Annotated in this window: 14 protein-coding genes and 2 pseudogenes; 7 read left to right on the forward strand and 9 right to left on the reverse strand. The window is 68.8% G+C overall.

Annotated features, from left to right (window positions below):
• Positions 1-375: 375 nt before the first annotated feature.
• The 5 genes from WME73_RS39440 to WME73_RS39460 all read right to left on the reverse strand — a co-directional run bounded on the left by WME73_RS39440 (position 376) and on the right by WME73_RS39460 (position 5407).
• Positions 376-1896, reverse strand: coding sequence for a glycine betaine ABC transporter substrate-binding protein (locus WME73_RS39440; RefSeq protein WP_437912971.1), 1521 nt, complete (start codon positions 1894-1896; stop codon positions 376-378).
• A complete protein-coding gene (locus WME73_RS39445) occupies positions 1893-2687 on the reverse strand; it encodes an ATP-binding cassette domain-containing protein (RefSeq protein WP_437912972.1) in 795 nt (264 codons plus the stop codon). Before WME73_RS39445 ends, WME73_RS39440 begins: the two co-directional genes overlap by 4 nt.
• Positions 2684-3973, reverse strand: a complete 1290-nt coding sequence (locus tag WME73_RS39450; RefSeq protein ID WP_437741398.1) for an SUMF1/EgtB/PvdO family nonheme iron enzyme — start codon at positions 3971-3973, stop codon at positions 2684-2686. The genes WME73_RS39445 and WME73_RS39450 overlap by 4 nt, the downstream gene beginning before the upstream one ends.
• The gene (gene egtD, locus WME73_RS39455; RefSeq protein WP_437912973.1) at positions 3970-4935 is read right to left on the reverse strand and encodes an L-histidine N(alpha)-methyltransferase; all 966 of its coding nucleotides are present in this window, start codon (positions 4933-4935) and stop codon (positions 3970-3972) included. The genes WME73_RS39450 and egtD overlap by 4 nt, the downstream gene beginning before the upstream one ends.
• 232 nt (positions 4936-5167) lie before the next feature.
• Entirely contained in the window at positions 5168-5407 is a 240-nt protein-coding gene (locus WME73_RS39460) for a hypothetical protein (protein WP_437912974.1), read from the reverse strand.
• 502 nt (positions 5408-5909) lie between these two features.
• Here WME73_RS39460 and WME73_RS39465 point away from each other — a divergent pair.
• From WME73_RS39465 to WME73_RS39480, 4 genes and pseudogenes are all read left to right on the forward strand, one after another.
• Positions 5910-6536, forward strand: a complete 627-nt coding sequence (locus tag WME73_RS39465; protein ID WP_437912975.1) for a hypothetical protein — start codon at positions 5910-5912, stop codon at positions 6534-6536.
• Positions 6537-6675: 139 nt separating this feature from the next.
• Positions 6676-6846: pseudogene (locus tag WME73_RS39470) on the forward strand (transposase); the annotation flags it as partial.
• 58 nt (positions 6847-6904) lie between these two features.
• Complete coding sequence (locus WME73_RS39475) at positions 6905-7429, forward strand: hypothetical protein (protein ID WP_437748154.1); 525 nt, start codon at positions 6905-6907, stop codon at positions 7427-7429.
• A gap of 589 nt (positions 7430-8018) precedes the next feature.
• Positions 8019-8132, forward strand: a pseudogene (locus tag WME73_RS39480) (GFA family protein); the annotation flags it as partial.
• Between the two features lie 210 nt (positions 8133-8342).
• On the opposite strand, the gene WME73_RS39485 reads toward WME73_RS39480, so the two are convergent.
• The 3 genes from WME73_RS39485 to WME73_RS39495 all read right to left on the reverse strand — a co-directional run bounded on the left by WME73_RS39485 (position 8343) and on the right by WME73_RS39495 (position 11082).
• Positions 8343-9128 (reverse strand): MYXO-CTERM sorting domain-containing protein, encoded by a 786-nt coding sequence (locus tag WME73_RS39485; RefSeq protein ID WP_437912976.1) that lies wholly within the window; start codon positions 9126-9128, stop codon positions 8343-8345.
• 147 nt (positions 9129-9275) lie between these two features.
• Positions 9276-9530 (reverse strand): hypothetical protein, encoded by a 255-nt coding sequence (locus WME73_RS39490; protein ID WP_437912977.1) that lies wholly within the window; start codon positions 9528-9530, stop codon positions 9276-9278.
• 460 nt (positions 9531-9990) lie between these two features.
• On the reverse strand, positions 9991-11082 hold the full coding sequence (locus WME73_RS39495; protein WP_437741403.1) for an MBL fold metallo-hydrolase: 1092 nt from the start codon (positions 11080-11082) through the stop codon (positions 9991-9993).
• A gap of 206 nt (positions 11083-11288) precedes the next feature.
• Here WME73_RS39495 and WME73_RS39500 point away from each other — a divergent pair, with 206 nt between their 5' ends.
• Positions 11289-12251: an AraC family transcriptional regulator gene (locus WME73_RS39500; protein ID WP_437912978.1), complete on the forward strand. Its 963-nt coding sequence runs from the start codon at positions 11289-11291 to the stop codon at positions 12249-12251.
• A gap of 334 nt (positions 12252-12585) precedes the next feature.
• Here the strand turns inward: WME73_RS39500 and WME73_RS39505 are convergent, their stop codons facing one another.
• Entirely contained in the window at positions 12586-14832 is a 2247-nt protein-coding gene (locus WME73_RS39505; protein ID WP_437912979.1) for a DUF3160 domain-containing protein, read from the reverse strand.
• 461 nt (positions 14833-15293) lie between these two features.
• On the opposite strand from WME73_RS39505, the gene WME73_RS39510 reads away from it, so the two are divergent.
• Positions 15294-15614, forward strand: coding sequence for a hypothetical protein (locus tag WME73_RS39510; RefSeq protein WP_437741406.1), 321 nt, complete (start codon positions 15294-15296; stop codon positions 15612-15614).
• 62 nt (positions 15615-15676) lie between these two features.
• Positions 15677-16849: a hypothetical protein gene (locus WME73_RS39515; RefSeq protein ID WP_437912980.1), complete on the forward strand. Its 1173-nt coding sequence runs from the start codon at positions 15677-15679 to the stop codon at positions 16847-16849.
• The last annotated feature ends 232 nt before the right edge of the window (positions 16850-17081 follow it).

Below are 17081 nucleotides of genomic sequence, written 5' to 3' on the forward strand. Positions count from 1 at the left end.
GGGCGCGCCCGAGCCAGTAGGGTACAGCTATACGGTAGGATGCCTTCCGCTTGGTGCTACGTCGCGGTGATCCCAGGCGTTTCAGGCGTGGAAGGCCTGCCTGATCGCATAAGGCCCGTTCTGTCAATGAGCTCGTGCAGTCGGACTGCACGAGTCAGGAACGGCTCCGAGAATCTTGGCTTTGCGGAACGCGTTTGCTTTTCCTATCCGCCCCGAGCTCCGTCTGCTTGGCGCATCCGCGCCAACCCACGACGTCGATACCCTTCGACATGGGCCGACGGCCTTGGAACGCGCGTTCCACGTCAAGGCCGATCGCGCCGCGCCAAACGTGCGAGCCCCAACGGCCGGCCCGCGGGGGCCCCAGCGCAGAAGAATTCAGCGCCGCAATTCATCGAGGAAACGGGCGGCCACCGCGGCCGGCGAGCCCTTCTTCTCGTCCACGGCCGCGTTCATCTGGCGCATCTTCTGCGCGTCGATCGTCCCCGACAGCCCGCGCAGCGCCTCCAGCACCTCCGGGCGGGTGCGCGCGAGCCGATCGCTCACCAGCACGAGCGCGTCGTACGGCGGGATGGCCCGGCGATCGTCCTCCAGCAGCACCAGATCGTCGGCGATGATCCGCCCGTCGGTCGAGAAGGCGGTGATCACGTCCACCTGCTCCGCCCGCAGCGCCTCGTAGAGCAGCGACGGATCCATGCTCCGCGCCTCGCGGAACGCGAGGCCGTACACGCGCTCGATGGCGCGCCACTCCGGCCGCTGGAAGATCTCGTAGTCGCCCCCCACCCGCAGCGATCGCGCGCGCGCCCCGAGATCGCTGATGCGCCGGATCCCCAGCCGCTCGGCCTCGGCCCGCCGCATGGCGAGCGCGTAGGTGTTCTCGAACCCGAGCGCGGCGGCCACGTGGACGTTGTACCGATCGAGCAGCTCCCTCTCCACCGTGGCCAGTACCGACGCGCGGTCCGCGCTCTCCGTGCTCCGTCTCAGGACGTTCGCCCAGAGGGTGCCCGAGTAGTCGACGTAGACGTCGATCTCGCCGTTCTTCAGCGCGTCGAACACCACCGTCGATCCGAGCGATCCCAGCGTCCGCGCCGGCACGCCGGCGACGCGCTCGATCCTCCCGGCGACGATGCCGGCGAGGATGTACTGCTCGGTGAAGGTCTTGGCGCCGACGGTGATGGACACCTGATCGCGCGCGAGGAGGGCGCGCACGACCGGGGTGGCCGCGAAGACCGCGAGCCCGGCGAAGCCGCCGAGACACAGCAGCACGAGGCGCCGGCTGTGGCGCGTGACGCCGGCGAGCAGGCCACGCACCAGGCCGTCCAGCACCAGCGCGAGCCCGGCCGAGGCCACACAGCCGATCAGCACGGCCGTGGTGTTGCGCGTCTGCAGCCCGCTGAAGATGTAGTCACCAAGGCTCGGCGCCCCGACCGGCGTGGAGAGCGTGGCGGTGCCCACCGTCAGCACCGCCGCCGTGCGCACGCCGGCCACGATCACCGGGAGCGCCAGCGGCAGCTCGACGCGGCGGAGCTGCTCGCGGGGCGTCATCCCCACGCCGCGCGCGGCCTCGATCACCGCCGGATCGAGGCCCGAGAGGCCGGCCGCCGTGTTCCTGAGGACCGGCAAGAGGCTGTAGAGGAAGAGGCCGATCAGCGCCGGCAGGTAACCGATGCTGCGCGCGCCCAGGGCCGCGAGCACGGGCACCATGAAGGCCAGGAGCGCCAGGCTCGGGATGGTCTGGACGACGCTCGCCACGCCCAGCACCGGCCCCTCCAGGCGGCGCGATCGCGTGACCAGCACGCCCAGCGGGACGCTCACGGCCACGCCCAGCGCCAGGGCGACCAGCGTGAGCCCAAGGTGGGCGGCGAGGTAGCGCGGGAGGAGGGCGAGCTGCTCCTTCACGAAGCGTCGCCTCCCGCGATCGTTCGCGCGGGCGCGCCCGCGATCAGCGACTCGACGGCGCGCGCCTGCTCGAGCGGGCCGCGCACCAGATCGGCCACGTAGTCGTCGGCCGGCGCGCGCACCAGCTCGCGGCCGGGCGCGAGCTGCAGGAGGCGCCCGCCGCGCATGACGCCCACGCGATCGCCGAGGAGCAGCGCCTCGACGACGTCGTGCGTGACGAAGATCGCCGAGAACCCCACGCTCCGGCGCACCCGCGCGAACGATCGCTGGAGGCGCTCGCGCGTGATCGGATCGAGCGCGCCGAACGGCTCGTCGAGCAGGATCACGCCCGGCTCGGCCGCCAGCGCCCGCGCCACGGCCACGCGCTGCGCCTGGCCGCCGGAGAGCGCGTCGGGCCGCCGATCGCGGACCTCGGCTGGATCCAGCTCGACCAGCTCCAGCAGCGTGTCCACCCGACCACGGATGCGCCTCGCGTCCCAGCCGAGGAGCGCCGGCGTGATGCCCACGTTCTCGGCGACCGTCAGGTGCGGGAAGAGCCCGAGCCGCTGGAACACGTAGCCGATGCGGCGCCGGAGCGCGTGCGGCGGCACGGTGGTCACGTCCTCGCCCTCGACGCGGATGCGACCCGAGCTCGGCTCGATGAGCCGGTTCGTCATCTTCAGCGTCGTGGTCTTCCCCGACCCCGACCCGCCCAGCAGGACCACCAGCTCGCCCGGCTCGACGCGCAGGGAGACGCTGTCGACAGCGGCGATCCCATCGTAGCGCTTGGTCACCTGATCGAGCTCGATCATCGCCGCCGAGAGCGTGGCTCCTCGCGTACGACCCGGAAGCTCGAAAAGACATAGGGATAGTCCCGGCGATACCAGTTGCGGAAGCTCGGCCGGAGGAACCCCTCGTCGGTCGCCCACGAGGCGCCGAAGACGACGTCGTGCTCCCCGTCGAAGAAATCCGCCGAGTACCCGGGGTACGTGCGGGCGTACGCGACGAAGCCGGGCAAGGGCGCGAAGGGCGTGGACGTCCACTCCCAGCCATTGCCCACCAGCTCCTCGACGCCGAACGCGCTGGCGCCGTCCGGGTGGCTGCCCGTCGGCACCGGCGACCATCCGCGAAAGCCGAATTGGCCATGACGCGGCTCGCCCGGCGCGTGCCCCCACGGACGCGCGCGCACACCGCCGCTCGGCTCGCCGAACGCGGCGCGGCGCAGCTCGGCCTCGGTCGCCAGGCGCCCACCGCGCCAGACTGCATAGGCGCGCGCCTGCTCGCCCGAGACCTGCGCCGGCCAGCCCGACGCGACCTCGAAGGAGACCGGCCCGAAGATCGTCTTCACCGCCAGCCCGCCTCCGCGGCGCACGAACGTACGGGGCGTGAGCGCGGCCCGCGCGCCGTCTTCCATCGCCTCGAGGAAGGCCAGGTAATCGCCGTTCCGCACCGGCAACGAGTCGATGGTGAAGCCCGGGACATCGATCTCCGCGCGCCCGAACTCGTTGTCCCAGCCGAACGGGATCGCCTCGAAGTCCGCGCCGATCACCACGCGGCCCGCCGGGACGTGCCGGGGCTCGGCCGCGCGCCCCCCGCCGCCCACGAACGCCGGCGCGCCGTCGGGGCGCCGCGCGGCGCCGTGCTCCTGGAGCATGTACATCAGGGTCTCGTGGTGCATCCGCTCGTGCTCGATCACGAGCTGGAGGATCCGCCCCCGCGCGCCGAGCACGTCCTCGGCGCGCGCCAGCACGTCGGGGATGCGCGCCAGCACGGCGCGGCGGACCTCGTCGCGGTACGCGATCACCTCGGCGATCGCCGGCCACGCGTCCCTCGACGCGATGCGGGCGCCGTCCTCGTCGGCCGGATCGATCCCGCGCTCGAACAGCACGTCGAAATCGCTCCGCATGGGCCCGAGCCCGAGGACGCCTCGGCCGATCTGGTTCCACGCGAAGGCCGGGAGGTGCCCCAGGTAGAACGAGAAGGGGTGTCGCAGCGCGATGGGCCGACGCCCCATCGACGCCTCCGGGACGAGCGCGAACAGATCGTCGCTGCGGCGCCACGCGGCGGCGAGGAGCGCCTCGAACGAGGCCTCCGTCACGCGTCGCTCCGCCGGAGCAGGGCCAGCGCGAAGAGCTGGTTGGGATCGGTGTGCCACGAAGACACCACGAGCCCTCCGGCCCGGGCCGAGGCCTGGAGCGAGTCGCGCGTGAACTTGCAGCTCACCTCGGTGCGGATCTCGGCGCCGCGCTCGAGATCGAGCCGCAGATCGAGCGCCGGGATCTGCACGCGCATCCGCCGCGAGGCCACGAGGCGCATCTCGATCCACGCCCGCGCCGCGTCGTAGAAGGCGCGGTGCGCGAACGCGTCGGGCGCGAAATTCGCCCCGAAGCGCCGGTTGATCACGCGGAGCGCGTTGCGGTTGAAGGCCGCCGTCACGCCCTCCGGATCGTCGTACGCGGCCTCCAGCCGGGCCGTGTCCTTGACCAGATCGGCGCCGACGAGGAGCGCGTCCGACGGCTCCATGACGCGCGCGACCTCGCGGAAGAAGGCGCGCCGCTCGTCGGGGTAGAGGTTGCCGATGGTGCCCGCGAGGAAGACCACGAGGCGCCCCCCGCCCCGGCCGAGCCGCGGCAGGTCGGTGGTGAAATCACCGATCACGCCGCGGAACGTGTACTCCGGGTAGTCGGTGCGGAGGCGGCTGATCGACGTCTCCAGGAAGAGCCCGTTCACGTCCAGCATCGTGCACGTCTCGCCGCCGCCCACCCACCGCCAGGCGTCGAGCAGGATGCGGATCTTGCGGCCCGCGCCGCTGCCCAGCTCGACGAGGCGCCGCGGCCGGACGGCGCGCAGGATGTCTCCGGCGCGCTGCTCGAGGATGCCGATCTCCGTGCGCGTCGGGTAGTAGACCCCGAGGTGGGTGATCTGCTCGAACAGCTCGCTCCCGAGATCGTCGTAGAAGTAGACGGGCGGGATCTCGGGCGGGGATCGTGTGAGGCTCTCGCGCAACCGAGCGCGCTCATCGGGTGAAGGGTACGCGTCCTCCGCGAATGTGGAGCTCAACAGGACCTCCTTGAGGGAGCGCTGGGCAACGCGTCCATTGGGAGGAGAGCGGCGGACGTCAAGCATGGATCCCCGGCGTGCCGCCGTGGACGATGCTCGGTGAAACCCGGTCAGCGCGGGCGTACTCAAGGGGTGTGCAGAAAACGGGGGCCGGGCAGGTAGAGCCAGCAGGGTACAGCGATACGGTAGGATGCCTTCCGCTTGGTGCTACGTCGCGGTAATCCCAGGCGTTTCAGGCGTGGAAAACCTGCCTGATCGCGTAAGGCCCGAGCCTCCCTAACTGCTCCACCGCCGCGCGCAGGGTCGCCCCCTCCTGCTCGATCCGTGCGGCCACCTCGGGCTTGTTCACCTTCCGCGCGATCGCCGCGACCAGCATCCCTGGCGAGAAGCCGACGCCCGGATCGATCCAGGCCACCGCCCGGCCCGCGGGCACATGCCGCTCCGCCCAGCGCAAGAGCGACGACTTCCCCACCTTCGCCCCACCCAGGATCTGCGCCGGCAGGTTCTTGGCGATCGCGTCGAGGATCTCCCCTGCTCCGCCGTGCTCGCAACTGGACGCCCATCGGCCCGGTGCCCCTCAACCCCCATACGCACGAGGCCAAAGCACTCATGAGGGTGTGTTCAAATCAACGGCCAACTATCTTGGCACCCACCGGAGCCCGAGGCAGTGCTGGCCGTGTCGGCCGTCTGCGCGTGACATGTCACGTGACATGTCACGTGACATGTCACGATATCGAACGCTGGAGATGGCCCCCACCGCGGAAGTCGCGGCTTTTTCGGACCTGGCCCCTTGGCTCGATCGCTGCATCAGGGTCCTCGCAGCCGCCCGCGGCGCTCCAGTCCATTCATCTCGCAGGTCGGCGCCCGCCGGGAGCGTGCGGTGGTGTTCCGCCACAGGCCGTCTGGGACCAGCACCCAGAAGAGTCTACCCTCGCCCGCGGCGAACCCCCGAACGATGCCAGGAGTACACGTCCATGTCCACGTTGAAAGTCAGCCTGTTGGCCCTCGCTGCTGCGATCCTCGGTGCCACCTTGATGCTCGGCCTCAGCAGAGCCGGATATGCGTCCGCTGAGAGAACGCCTGCGGCGCAGGGCTCTAGGCGCGACGCGCCGGGATCACGAGCTCACACGTCGCCGCCGCAGGGCGGCAACCCCTACAAGACGGCCGCCGCGCCCCTATCGCCGCCGGCGTCCGCCCCGGGGCCCGAGCGCGCTTCGCCGAGGTCGCCGGCGCGAACGGCTCCGGCGCTGGACGACGAGGAGGCGGGCGCGCTCGCGAATGCGCAATTCGAGGCCAAGCTCCGCGCGTTCGAAGCGGCGCCCGAGGAGCATGACTGGGCGCCGCGCGCGGCGGGCGCGCTGCGCTCGGAGCTGGGCACGCTGTCAGAGAGAGAGGGTTTCAAGGTCGAGTCGCTCGCTTGCAAATCGAAGACGTGCGTCGCGAACGTCCAATGGGACAGCGCGGAGGACGCCATACGAAACAACCAGCGCATCGCCGAAGCGAAGTACTCGGTCAACTGCAATATCCAGGTCATGGGCAAGCTCGGCTCTGGCGAGAACAAGGGCTCTCCGATGTCGATCGTGTTCTCCGATTGTCTGTAGCTATCAACCCGAATCGTCAAAGCCTAATCCGTTGAGAAATCCCCCGGCTCTGCCGGGGAGGCAGCCGAAGATTGATTTTCCGGGATCCTGAAGGCGGCCCCCCTCGTGAGCGGCTCAAGCATCACGAAAGGGGCTCCAGATGGATGACCACCAGAGTCTCAACCATACGAAGTGGGAGCGCAAGCACCACGTCGTGTTCATCCCAAAGTGCCGGCGCAAGGTGCTCTACGGAGAGTTGCGCCGCCACCTCGGTTCGGTTTTCCGAACGCTTACGGAGCAGACGGAGAGCCGGGTCGATGAGGGGCACCTCTGCTCCGAAAGCCCCCGGCTTTGCCGGGGGATCCTTACTAACAGAAAGGTCAACACCGATGCGCGTGAAGATGTTTGGCACAAGCAGCATTGTCCTCGTCGCCCTCGCCACCATCTCGAGCAATACCGCGGCTTTCCAGGCTGATCGGTACTCAGGATTCGAGTGCGAGGGGTATGTCTGGCCGCCAGAACAATATACATGGTACGGCCAAACGTACACCTGCCCCGTTTTAAACTGGTTTCCTGACGGACTCGCAGATGTCAGCAGGGTGTTCGTCAATCTGACGATGGCATATCCGGCGTCATGGTATGATTGCTCTCCGCCGTCTGCGAAGGCTTGTGTTATCTACGCTGCCCGCAACAGCAACACCTATGGATCGGCGTGCAGCTTAGAGGCCACCTCATTGACCAGGCAAGACGCCGGTGCAAACGCCATCCAGATTTTGAGCACCCACCTCACGGCATGGCACTCGAATTACCCCTTGGGTGCCGGCTATCTGTTTATCACTGTGGGTGGAGCTGACGGGGATATCTGCACCGCCACTCCGGCCGTGCTGCGCGGTTACACTGTCGAATCCGACTGACGACGACACCTTCCGGGCCTCGGCTTCAATGGCCTTGGCGGATTCAATGGCCGTGGCTATCCTTGCTGTAATCGTCCACCGCCCAGACTGCCTGATGCGCCGCGACATGCTTCAACGCGACCTACCTCAATATGTTCGCTTGCTTGCATGGTTGCAGAGGTCGGCCTAAAGCTCGCCCATCGTGGCACGTGACTGGCGCGACGGTCGCATCGACGGACTGGAGCGGGAGAACGCTGCTCTCCGTGCCCGCGTCGAGCGCGCTGACGAGCTCGACGCGGGAGAACGCCGCCCTCCGTGTCCGCATCCAGCAGTTGGAGACACGGCTTCGGGAACTGGAGGCGCTGCTCGCCAGATACTCGGGTAACACCAACAGATCCAACGAGTTCACTCGGCCGTGGATTATTGTCTACACCACGCTGGCAAGATCGGCATCGAGCTCCAGGCGAAGTACCGGATGTGGGAGGAGCTCGCCCGAGCGTTCGAGGCCGGCATGCCATCGTGGCAACGGCAGCGTGGGGTCTCGGATCCACAGCAGACGGGCCGCGTGCAGAAGCATCTCCCGCAGCTGCGCCAGCAAATCTGGCCGCACATCCCGCTCTCGAAGCTGGCGGGTGGATGTGCGTGCGGCGCCGTTCGTTACACGTGTTCTGCGGCGCCCGTCTGGACTCTCAACTGCCACTGCCGCGATTGCCAGAGGGCAAGCCTAGTTCTGGCTCCCAGCATCAAGGCCGGGCTCGACCTGGACTGGAGCGACCCGAAACAGAAGGCGGCAGCGATTCAGCGCCTGGAGCGGCAGGTCTCGTCGCTGCAGCAGTGGGTCGACCGCCACATGGACGACGTCGTCGAGCAGCCGCTTCGCATCTATCTGGAGGCGGTCACACAGGTCCGAGACCAGGACCTGGAAACAGCCGCGTCAGCGCGGAGTCCGCCGCGCGCGCCGGCGGCGGGTCGCGGCGGCCAGCGCAAGGAGCGCGGCGCCCGCGATCGACGCGCTGGCGCGCCCGCTCTGCCCGGGCGTCGCGCAGCCGCAGCCGCCGTCCGAGCCCGCGTCCCCGGAGTCGCCCGGGGGCGCCGCGCCCGCGCCCCCCTCGCCCGCGCTGCCCGCCTCGCCGCCCGTGCCCGAGGACAAGCCCTCGCCGCCCGTGCCCGAGGACAAGCCCTCGCCGCCCGTGCCCGAGGACACGCCCTCGCCGCCGCCCCCGCCGCCCCCGCCGGGCTCTCCCTCGAAGCGGACGGTCGCGAAGTTGCCGTAGCTCTCGCTCAGCGGCGGCTCGCCCTGGCAGGAGACGAACTCGTAGCCCCATGTCGGGCGGAGCGAGAACGCGCCCCCCTTCCCCTCGATCGGCCCCGAGGGCGGCGCGCAGAAGCCGCTCACCACGTAGTCCTGCTGGGTGTCCTCGTCGACGAACGATCCGCCGACGAGCACCGACAGGTTGCGCACGGGCTGCGTGCCGTCGCGGTACGCCACGACGAGCGTCCACCCGGCGGCGTTCAGCGCGTTGTTCGTCTCGTTTTGCGTGCCCGGCACGCCGCGCACCTCGTACGCCCCGGCGCCGTGGGCCTGCACGAACGCTGTCACGTTCGCCGACCGCAGGTAGTAGTTCACGGAGAACCCGCTCGCGCTCGTCCCGGCGAGCGTCACCGAGGTCGCCTCGTCCGGCGACGCGGCCATCGACGCGCCGCCCGTGCTCAGCGTCACGGGGGTGCCCAGGAACGCGGTGACATCGTCGCCGTAGTTGTAGCTGCCGCCCCAGATGAGCTCCGCGTAGAGAACGTCGAGCTCGTCCGGCAGGGCCAGCTCCGCCGCCGACCCGTTCTGCCTCCAGTCCGCCGTGGTCCCCGCGGGTCACGGGTTCGCGGCGTTCGGCGGCGTGTCGTCGACGCCGCCGTCGAGCGAGAGGAACGTCCCGATCGAGTCCTCCGCGCCAGGCCCGTTCGCACTGTGTTGCTTGCTGAGCCCCAGCGTGTTCCCGGTGGCGACGATGCCGCCCGGCGCCGTCGTCGTGAAGCGGAGCTGGGTCGCCGAGGCGGGCTGGGCGTGCCCGAGGCCCAGGGCGGCGAGCCCGGCGAGGGCCGCCGTGCGGGGGCGCAGGCGACGCATCGTTGCCTTCGTCCTTAGCAGCCGCGCGGCCCACCGATTCCATCGCGCTCGATTCGTCATGGCTCCTGCCGCCCTGGATCGGGCCCACCGCGCAGAGGCCACGCCCTCCGCGCTCCGGGTGTGCTGGCGGCCCCGCGTCCGCGCGCAGGATACCCGCGCGACGCCGGGCGCTCCAGGGCGTCCACGCGAAGGATGGGGTTCGGACCTACGAACACGCGGAGATCGCCCTCTACCACGCGCTCGGGGACCTGCCGGAGCCCGAATGGCTCACCCACAAGTTCTATCGAGGAGGCAGAATAACTAGCTCTACTGCGGGAAGTCGGCCGGGAAGCGAACCGCCAAGCCGTCAAGGGCGCCAAGAAAACCGGGGACTAGGGGGGATGCCCGGACGGCCCCCTTCCCCCATGCGCGTTATCCATCCGCGGGGGTGAGCCCGTCCGTGCGTCCTCGCGGCGTCGCGCTACTTCCTCTTCGCGTCGTCGACGTAAGGGGCGGGCACCCAGCGGTAGGACTCTCCGTCTCTCCGGACATGGCCCAGCCCGGGAAACGGGGCGTGGGTGTGCGCGACGAGGTAGCCCTTGTCGGCCGCGTCGGCGAGCGCCTTCTTGCGCGTTTCCACGGCCATCGGCGCGTTCACGTCGAAGGCCACCGCCACCGAGGGATCGTCGAACTGAACGGCCATGATGTGAACGAGGTCGCCCCACAGGAGGAGCCTCTGGCCGCCGCTCTCGAGAGCGTACAGCGTGTGGCCGGGCGTGTGGCCGTACGCCGGCTCCGCGCGGAACCCCGGAAAGAACTCGGCCGCTCCGGTGAACGGCTTCACTTGCCCGGCGTCGAGGTACGGCTGCAACGTGGCTTGCGCCGCGGCGAAGAACTGGGCTTGCATCCCCGAGGACTTCGCGGCGGCCGCCTTGTCCATCCAGTAGTCGAGATCCTTCTGGTTCAGGTGGACGGTGGCGTTCGGGAAGGCCCTCTTCCCGCCGATCACGAGCCCGCCGGAGTGATCCGGGTGAACGTGCGTGAGGAAGACGTCGGTGACGCTCTCGGCGCTCACACCCACCGCAGAGAGCGACGCGGGGAGCTTCCCGGTCGTGGGGCCCATGAGCTCTGCGCACCCGGTGTCGACGAGGATCGTCCTGCCGTTCCTGTGGATCAGAAAGGTGTTGAAGGACACGTCGATCGGCGACCTCTGGAAGGATTGCGCGAGGAGCTTGTCGACCTCACCCGGCTTGGCGTTGAGGACGAGGCCATTCGAGATATCCAGGCCGAACGTGCCGTCGGAAAGCACGGTCACGTCGATGTCGCCCACGCGCGTGTGATAGAAGCCCGCCTGACGCCTCTCGCCGCCGGACGGAATCAGCGCGCTCGCCGCCGGAGACGGCGCCGGTGCCGCCGGCGTCGCGGCGGGCTGCTCCGGAGCCGCCGGGCTCTTCGGAGCGCTGCCGCTCGGCGGGGCCGGGGCGGCGCACGCGGCGGGGAGGGTGAGAGCGCCTCCGAGCAGCAGGAGTGAGGCCGCGATGGACGCGATTCGCCGCGTGGAAATCATCCGCATGATCGTTCTTCTCTCCGGGCGCTCTTCGGTCGCTGGCGGCGCGCGAGCGCTGCTCGCCGCCCGTCGGCGGGACGGCGGCCCGTGTTCGCCGCCCGTTCGCCGTTGCACCGTACGTCCATGCAGGTAGACTTACTATGCCTGAAACATCAGAAAAATAAACCGATCGTCCAGATGGGGCGCCTGACGGGCGCTGGAGGAGCGAGGCGATGGACGCCCTCAGCCGACTCTTTCATTCGCTGCACGTCGAGAGCGCCCTGTGCACGCGCTTCGAGGCGTCGGCGCCGTGGGGACACCGCGTCGCGCACCGTGGCCCCATCAAGTTCGTGCTCATCGTCGCGGGATCGTGCTGGCTGCGAACGCGCGCGCTCCCGGAGCCGAGGCTGCTCGGCGCACACGATCTCTTCCTCGTTCTGGATGGCGAGCCCTACGTGCTGTCCGATTCGCTGGACTCCGCGACCGTGGACTGCACCGATCTCGAGGATCGCCGAGACGGCTATCTGATCCGCTACGGAGGCGGAGGCGCGCGCTCCACGCTGGTGAGCGTGGCCTTCGACGTGGATCCGACGGAGGGCGAGCCTCTCCTCGTCGCGCTCCCGCGCTTCATCCACCTGCGCATCGATCAGAACCGGAGCCACGGCCTCCAGTCGCTCATCGAGCTGTTGCGCCTCGAGGTCTGCTCGTCGGAGATCGGATCGATCCCGATCATCCGCCGCCTCGCCGAGGCGCTCTTCATCTCGGCGGTCCGGGCCTACCTCCAGACCGGCGAGGGGCCGAGGAGGGGCGTCCTCGCGGCGATCGCGGACACGCAGCTCGCGCGCCCGCTCGGCGACATGCACGAGGACCTCGCGCGCGGCTGGACGATCGACGACCTCGCGCGCAGCGCGCGGATGTCTCGCTCCGCTTTCGCGGAGAGGTTCCGGAGCACGGTGGGCCAGACGCCGCTCGAGTATCTGACGCGGATCCGGATGGACCGCGCGCGCGGGCTCCTGCGGGAGGGCGTCCCCATCGCCGAGGTTGCCCATCGCGTCGGCTACGACTCGGCCATCTCGTTCACGCGCGCTTTCCGGCGCGTGACCGGCGGCACCCCGGGGGCGTACCAGCGCGGACCCGAAAGCGGAGCGAGGCCGGAAGACGCGCACGAGAAGGAGTCGAGGCGGCCATCCTCATGACGGTGGCGCCTCGCCGGTTCCCGGCGCCCCGTCGCCGGACGACAAGCCCGCCATGAATCGACGGCACCGTTCTTCGATGTCCTGGATGCTCAGGCGCCCGTCCTCGAGCAGCCTCGAGGCGTGCCGCATTCGCCACCCCATCACGTGCGCGAGCGGCATGTCGCCCGCCCCGGGCGGGGGGCGCCGGGACGGCTCCGCGCTTCCTGGCGGGGGCTCGTCGACGGGACCTCGCCAGGTCGTCGGCCATCTCGACCTAGGGCGCCAGGAGGAGCGACGTCGACGGAGGGCGTCGAACCGCAGGTTGTCACAGCGCTGGGCCTGGCCGCGCCGGTTTCTACTCCGCCAGCACCGGCGCCATCCACGGCACATCGGCCGGCGGATCCTGATACAGCTTCCGAGCCCATTCCTGGTCGGTGAGTCGGGTGAAGCCCTCTGCCAGGTGCTCGTGGTAGGCGAACACCGCGCCCGCGTACGCGCGCGGACCCTGACAGGTATCGACCGTCATGACCATCATGCGTGGATTGCCGGTGCCCACGTGCAACACCGACGGAGATCGCGGGACCGGCAGGTCGCCTCCGATGTCCGTGTGCACATCGGCGATGGTCGGGTCGCTCTTCAAACCGTCGACGGGATCGAAGAACAGATCTTTGTACCAGCCCGTTTGCCAGGGGTCACCGCTGCCACCGCCCTCGATGTGAATTGCCTGCTTGATGAAGGTCAGATGCTCCTCCGAGTGCGGCATGCCCGTCCGCTGCGCTTCCGCCATTTCACTCAAGGTGGTCGCGATGCGTGACAGGGTGCCGAAGTAGGCGCTCACCTGCTCCGCCAACGTGTCGTTCCCGTTCAAGCTGAAGTCGAGGGTATCGACCAAGGCCTGGCCCTGGCCGGCGAATTTGGCGATCCTTTGAAACAGCTCGGGGTAGGGCTCGACGTACGCATCCGGAAAGTCGCAGCCATTGCTGCCGGTATACGACTGCTTGGCATACAAGATCGTGTCGTGCCTGAGCTGCGCCCACGATCCGAGCTGAGTGTTCAGCAAACGGCGCCCCCACGCCTCGCTGCGCGCCACGCTGGGTAGACCTTCCGCGGCTGGCCCCAGGGTCGTGGCGTTCGCCGAGAGCGTCTGCAGCGCCCCGAGCCAGGACGTGTACAGGCTGCCTTCCCAGTACGATGGAGGGTGGGCGTCGGCGATGACGCGAACGGCCGCCAGATCGCCGGCGTAGCTCCATTCTTCGAGCTCACTCGCGAGCAGGCTCACCGCGTGGTCGTTCTTCAGGGCGGCGAACGCGGCGTCGAGCGGGTTCGGGACCACGCGCGTCGCGGTGCGGTCGTACACCACGTTGGAGAACACGTGACTATCGATCACGTAGCGCTGCCCGAAGAACGCAAAGCTCGCATTGAGCGGGAACGTGGAATCGCCGCCATCCTTTCGCATGATGTGGCTCGCGATGCGCTGCTCGCCGTAGCGCCCGTCGATGATCGCCTGAGCGATCGTCGTGTCATCGATGGCAGCAAGCCCGCTCGTATCGGACACCCCCAGGCCTTGCAACAGCTCGTCCAGCTCGGGCACGATCATGTAGTCGTGCTCACCAACGAACGCGGTGACGGTTCGATCGATGCCCGACCAGTCTTCCAGCGCCGCGGCATCCATCAAGTCACGCAACGCCAGCGCCGCCTCGAGCTGGCGGCGCCAGAAGACGCGCGAACCATCGGGCATGGTCTCGATCAGCCGAAAATCGATGCGTCCCATCCACATCATGGCGCGGAAATAGCGCTCGAGCGCCACCGTGTCCGTGTAGTGGCCCCGAGGCTTGAATTGCGAGAAGTCGAAGCGGCGCGGAACGCCGAAGATGGACCTTTGCTGTTCTCCGTCGGCCGCCTCGGCATGAGCCAGGAAGGACGCGACGTCGGCTTTGCTGGCTCCCGCCACGGGTTCGCTGGGCGCTCCCATCAGCAGGCTGCGCGCGACGGTCAGGTAGAAGTCCGCGTCGGCTGCTGCCTGCTCCGAGAGCCCGGAGTTTCCGGACGCCAGGCGAGCACGCATCGTGTCGAGCAAGCGGGCGACACGCGGGATCAAGACGGCCTGTTCCAGGGCCTGCAAGATGTCGTCGTACGAACGGTGCATGGCTTCGAGCACCATGTCGCCGCTCACGAAGACCGGCAAATCGTGCACGTAGATGGCAGCGTAGGCGTAGGGAAAGCTGGGATAGGCAAGTCGGCTAGAAACCACGAAGCCGTTCGCGGCCAGGACCTCGAGCTCCGCGTCATTCAGGCCCAGCTCTGATCTCTGGATCAGATCGAGGTTCTGAACGTCCGTGAGACCGTAGCCCAGATCGTTCGAGAACGAGACCGCGTAGGCCTCCTGGAGGGACGCCGCGTCGTGTTGTTTGGCGGTGGCCACCTGGGCTTCGACTTCGGTCGCGGCGACCGAGCTGAGCTCGAGCTGTACCTGGGTTCCGACCTCTGCGGGACGCTCGTCGCCGGGACCGGCGGGGCCCGGCCCACCCGGTTCGGTGGAACCAGAACACGCCGCGAGCAAGCCAACGCTGACCAGGGTGGAGAGAATTCGTTGGGCGTGCACGGATTTTCCTGCTCCTTTGGCGGCACAGGGTCTGGTGTGCCGGTGTGCCAAACCCGGATCGTTGTGCCGCGGCACCAGGCCGAAGGACGCTCGAATCGCGGGTTTCATCCACTCCATGTGTGCCAACGCCACAGATAAGCAACCGGCGTGCCAGCCCTCCGAGCCGACAAGCAGCTTCCGGGCTTCCTGCTGGCCACGACAGTGCCGCGGGTGTGGGTGTTGTACGGCGCCAACGGTTACACGGGAACGCTCGCCGCGGAGCTCGCCCAGGCGCGGAGCCTCGCTCCGGTCCTTGCTGGGCGTGGAGGGCTCGACGGCATGGTCCTTCCGTCGTTGGCGCGAGGGGGAGGCGCGCTCGGCGGGGTCGGGCTCGCAGGATCGGCCTTGCTCGCGCTACCGTCCTTGACACGGGTTGACGAAGCGGTCGTAATCGCGGCGTGCTGACCATCCGGCGCGAGCAAATGAGACTCCTGGCCCGGCGCCCGGACGCCGAGCTCATGCCGCGCCTGCTCGAACGCGTGCGGGTGATGTATCCGGAGCAGGTCTGGAGCACGAACGACGAGACGCTGATTGAGCGCCTGAAGGCGCAGCTCCAGCGGGCGGCGGGCCACGGGCTTCACCTCGAGGCCCACGTGACCAGCTATGTGGATCTGTGCTTCGAGCTCGGCGACTCGTTCGAGGAACAGCCGGAGTACGCGGCGCTCGTCGCCACGCTCCGCGCCCGGAATGTGACAAGCGAGGCCAAGGCGCAGGCCATCGCGGACGAGCTGGTGATCGGGTAAGCGATGCGACGGCGCCCGATCGCGGCTGCGTGGGCAAGTGGCGCTGCGGTTCGGGTGCGCGCGTGCCGTTGACCGTGGCGGCGTTGTTGCGGGCAGCCGCGCGCTGCCAGCGGCGCATCGACCGGATCGACGAGGAGCTCGTCCGTCTCGACCACACAACGGCCCCGCCCGGCAATACCGACTGGCCCACCGAGCGCCAGCACATCCGCCGTGTGCTCAACAAGGCGCGAAAGCTCCAGAACGAGCGGCGCATCCTGCTCCGGCGCCTGGCCAAGGTCGAGCAAGGTCAAATCCCGCCCCAGTACGCAGACCGGGCCCGGCTCTATCGCGGCAGGTTGCTCTTGGACTTGGCCAGAAACCACGCCCGCTCGAAGCCCATGCAAGGCCGGGCGCGCGACCTGGTCGACATTGTCCGCACCTGCGTGGTCGAGCACCGAGAGGCTCTGTTCGGCCAATGGATGATCGACAGCCTCCGCGAGCTCAACACCGCGCGACGTCCGGGCCAGGATCGACGCTTCCTCTACGCCAACGAATGGAATGGCCGTGTCTATCGCTTCCCGCAGCGGTCGTGGATGGCGGACGCGCCCGTCGACGACGACCACCCCGCCCACTCGGTCACCATGAACTTCGCCAACACCGAGGACTTCAGCCCGTCCGCCGCCCTCGAGGATCTGTTCACCTGCGACGCCCATCCCATCGCCATCGAGTGCATGAGCGCGCTGCACATCTGCTTCTTGCGCGCCTTCATGAAGACGGTCGGCACGGCGGCGCTCGACGCGGTCACCGAGGACATCGTGCAAGTCGCGCCGGGAGACGAGGGCAGCGTGAGCAAGCTGCGGGCGGCGCTGGCGGTGGACTCCGTCGACCAGCTGCGCCCCGGCGATTGGGTGTATTTCTACAATCATCCAGGCTACGTGAAGCGCCACCGCGACAGCTCCTTCGCCACCTGGCAGGGTGCCAATGCCGTCTATCTCGGCAACGTCGGCGGCGAGCCGCGCTTCAGCACGTTCGATTCGCAAGACCCGGCGTGGACCGAAGCCGAGTTCGTGGCGTTCCTGCTGCAGGAATACAACCGCGAACCGGGCGGCCCGAACAGGGGACAGCTGGCAAGCAGGTTCCCCAAGCTAGCTTCGTCCGACGACGTCCCCGGTCTGCGTTGCCCGAATCCCGAGCAGCGGGGGCGGATCAGCCCGGTCTATCGCATCAACGTTCAAGAGCTGGCGCGCTGGCGCTGAGGCGCTCGCGAAGCAAGCAGCTCTCCGACCGGCGCCAAGACGCCATTTCGTTGGGCGACGCTGGGCTTCGATGCGGATGGTCACCGGTCCGCGAAGAAGATCCACGCCATGACCAGCAGGAGCCCGAGCCGTGGAGAACAACCACGCCATTCGTCTCCTGACCCAACAATCGCCGACCCAACAAGGACCGCCTGTGGTCCTTCGCCGCGAAGACTGGCTTCAAAGCCGATCC

It is taken from the genome of Sorangium sp. So ce302, assembly GCF_051530145.1.
In the GTDB taxonomy this organism is placed as follows: Bacteria; Myxococcota_A; Polyangia; order Polyangiales; family Polyangiaceae; genus Sorangium; species Sorangium cellulosum_B.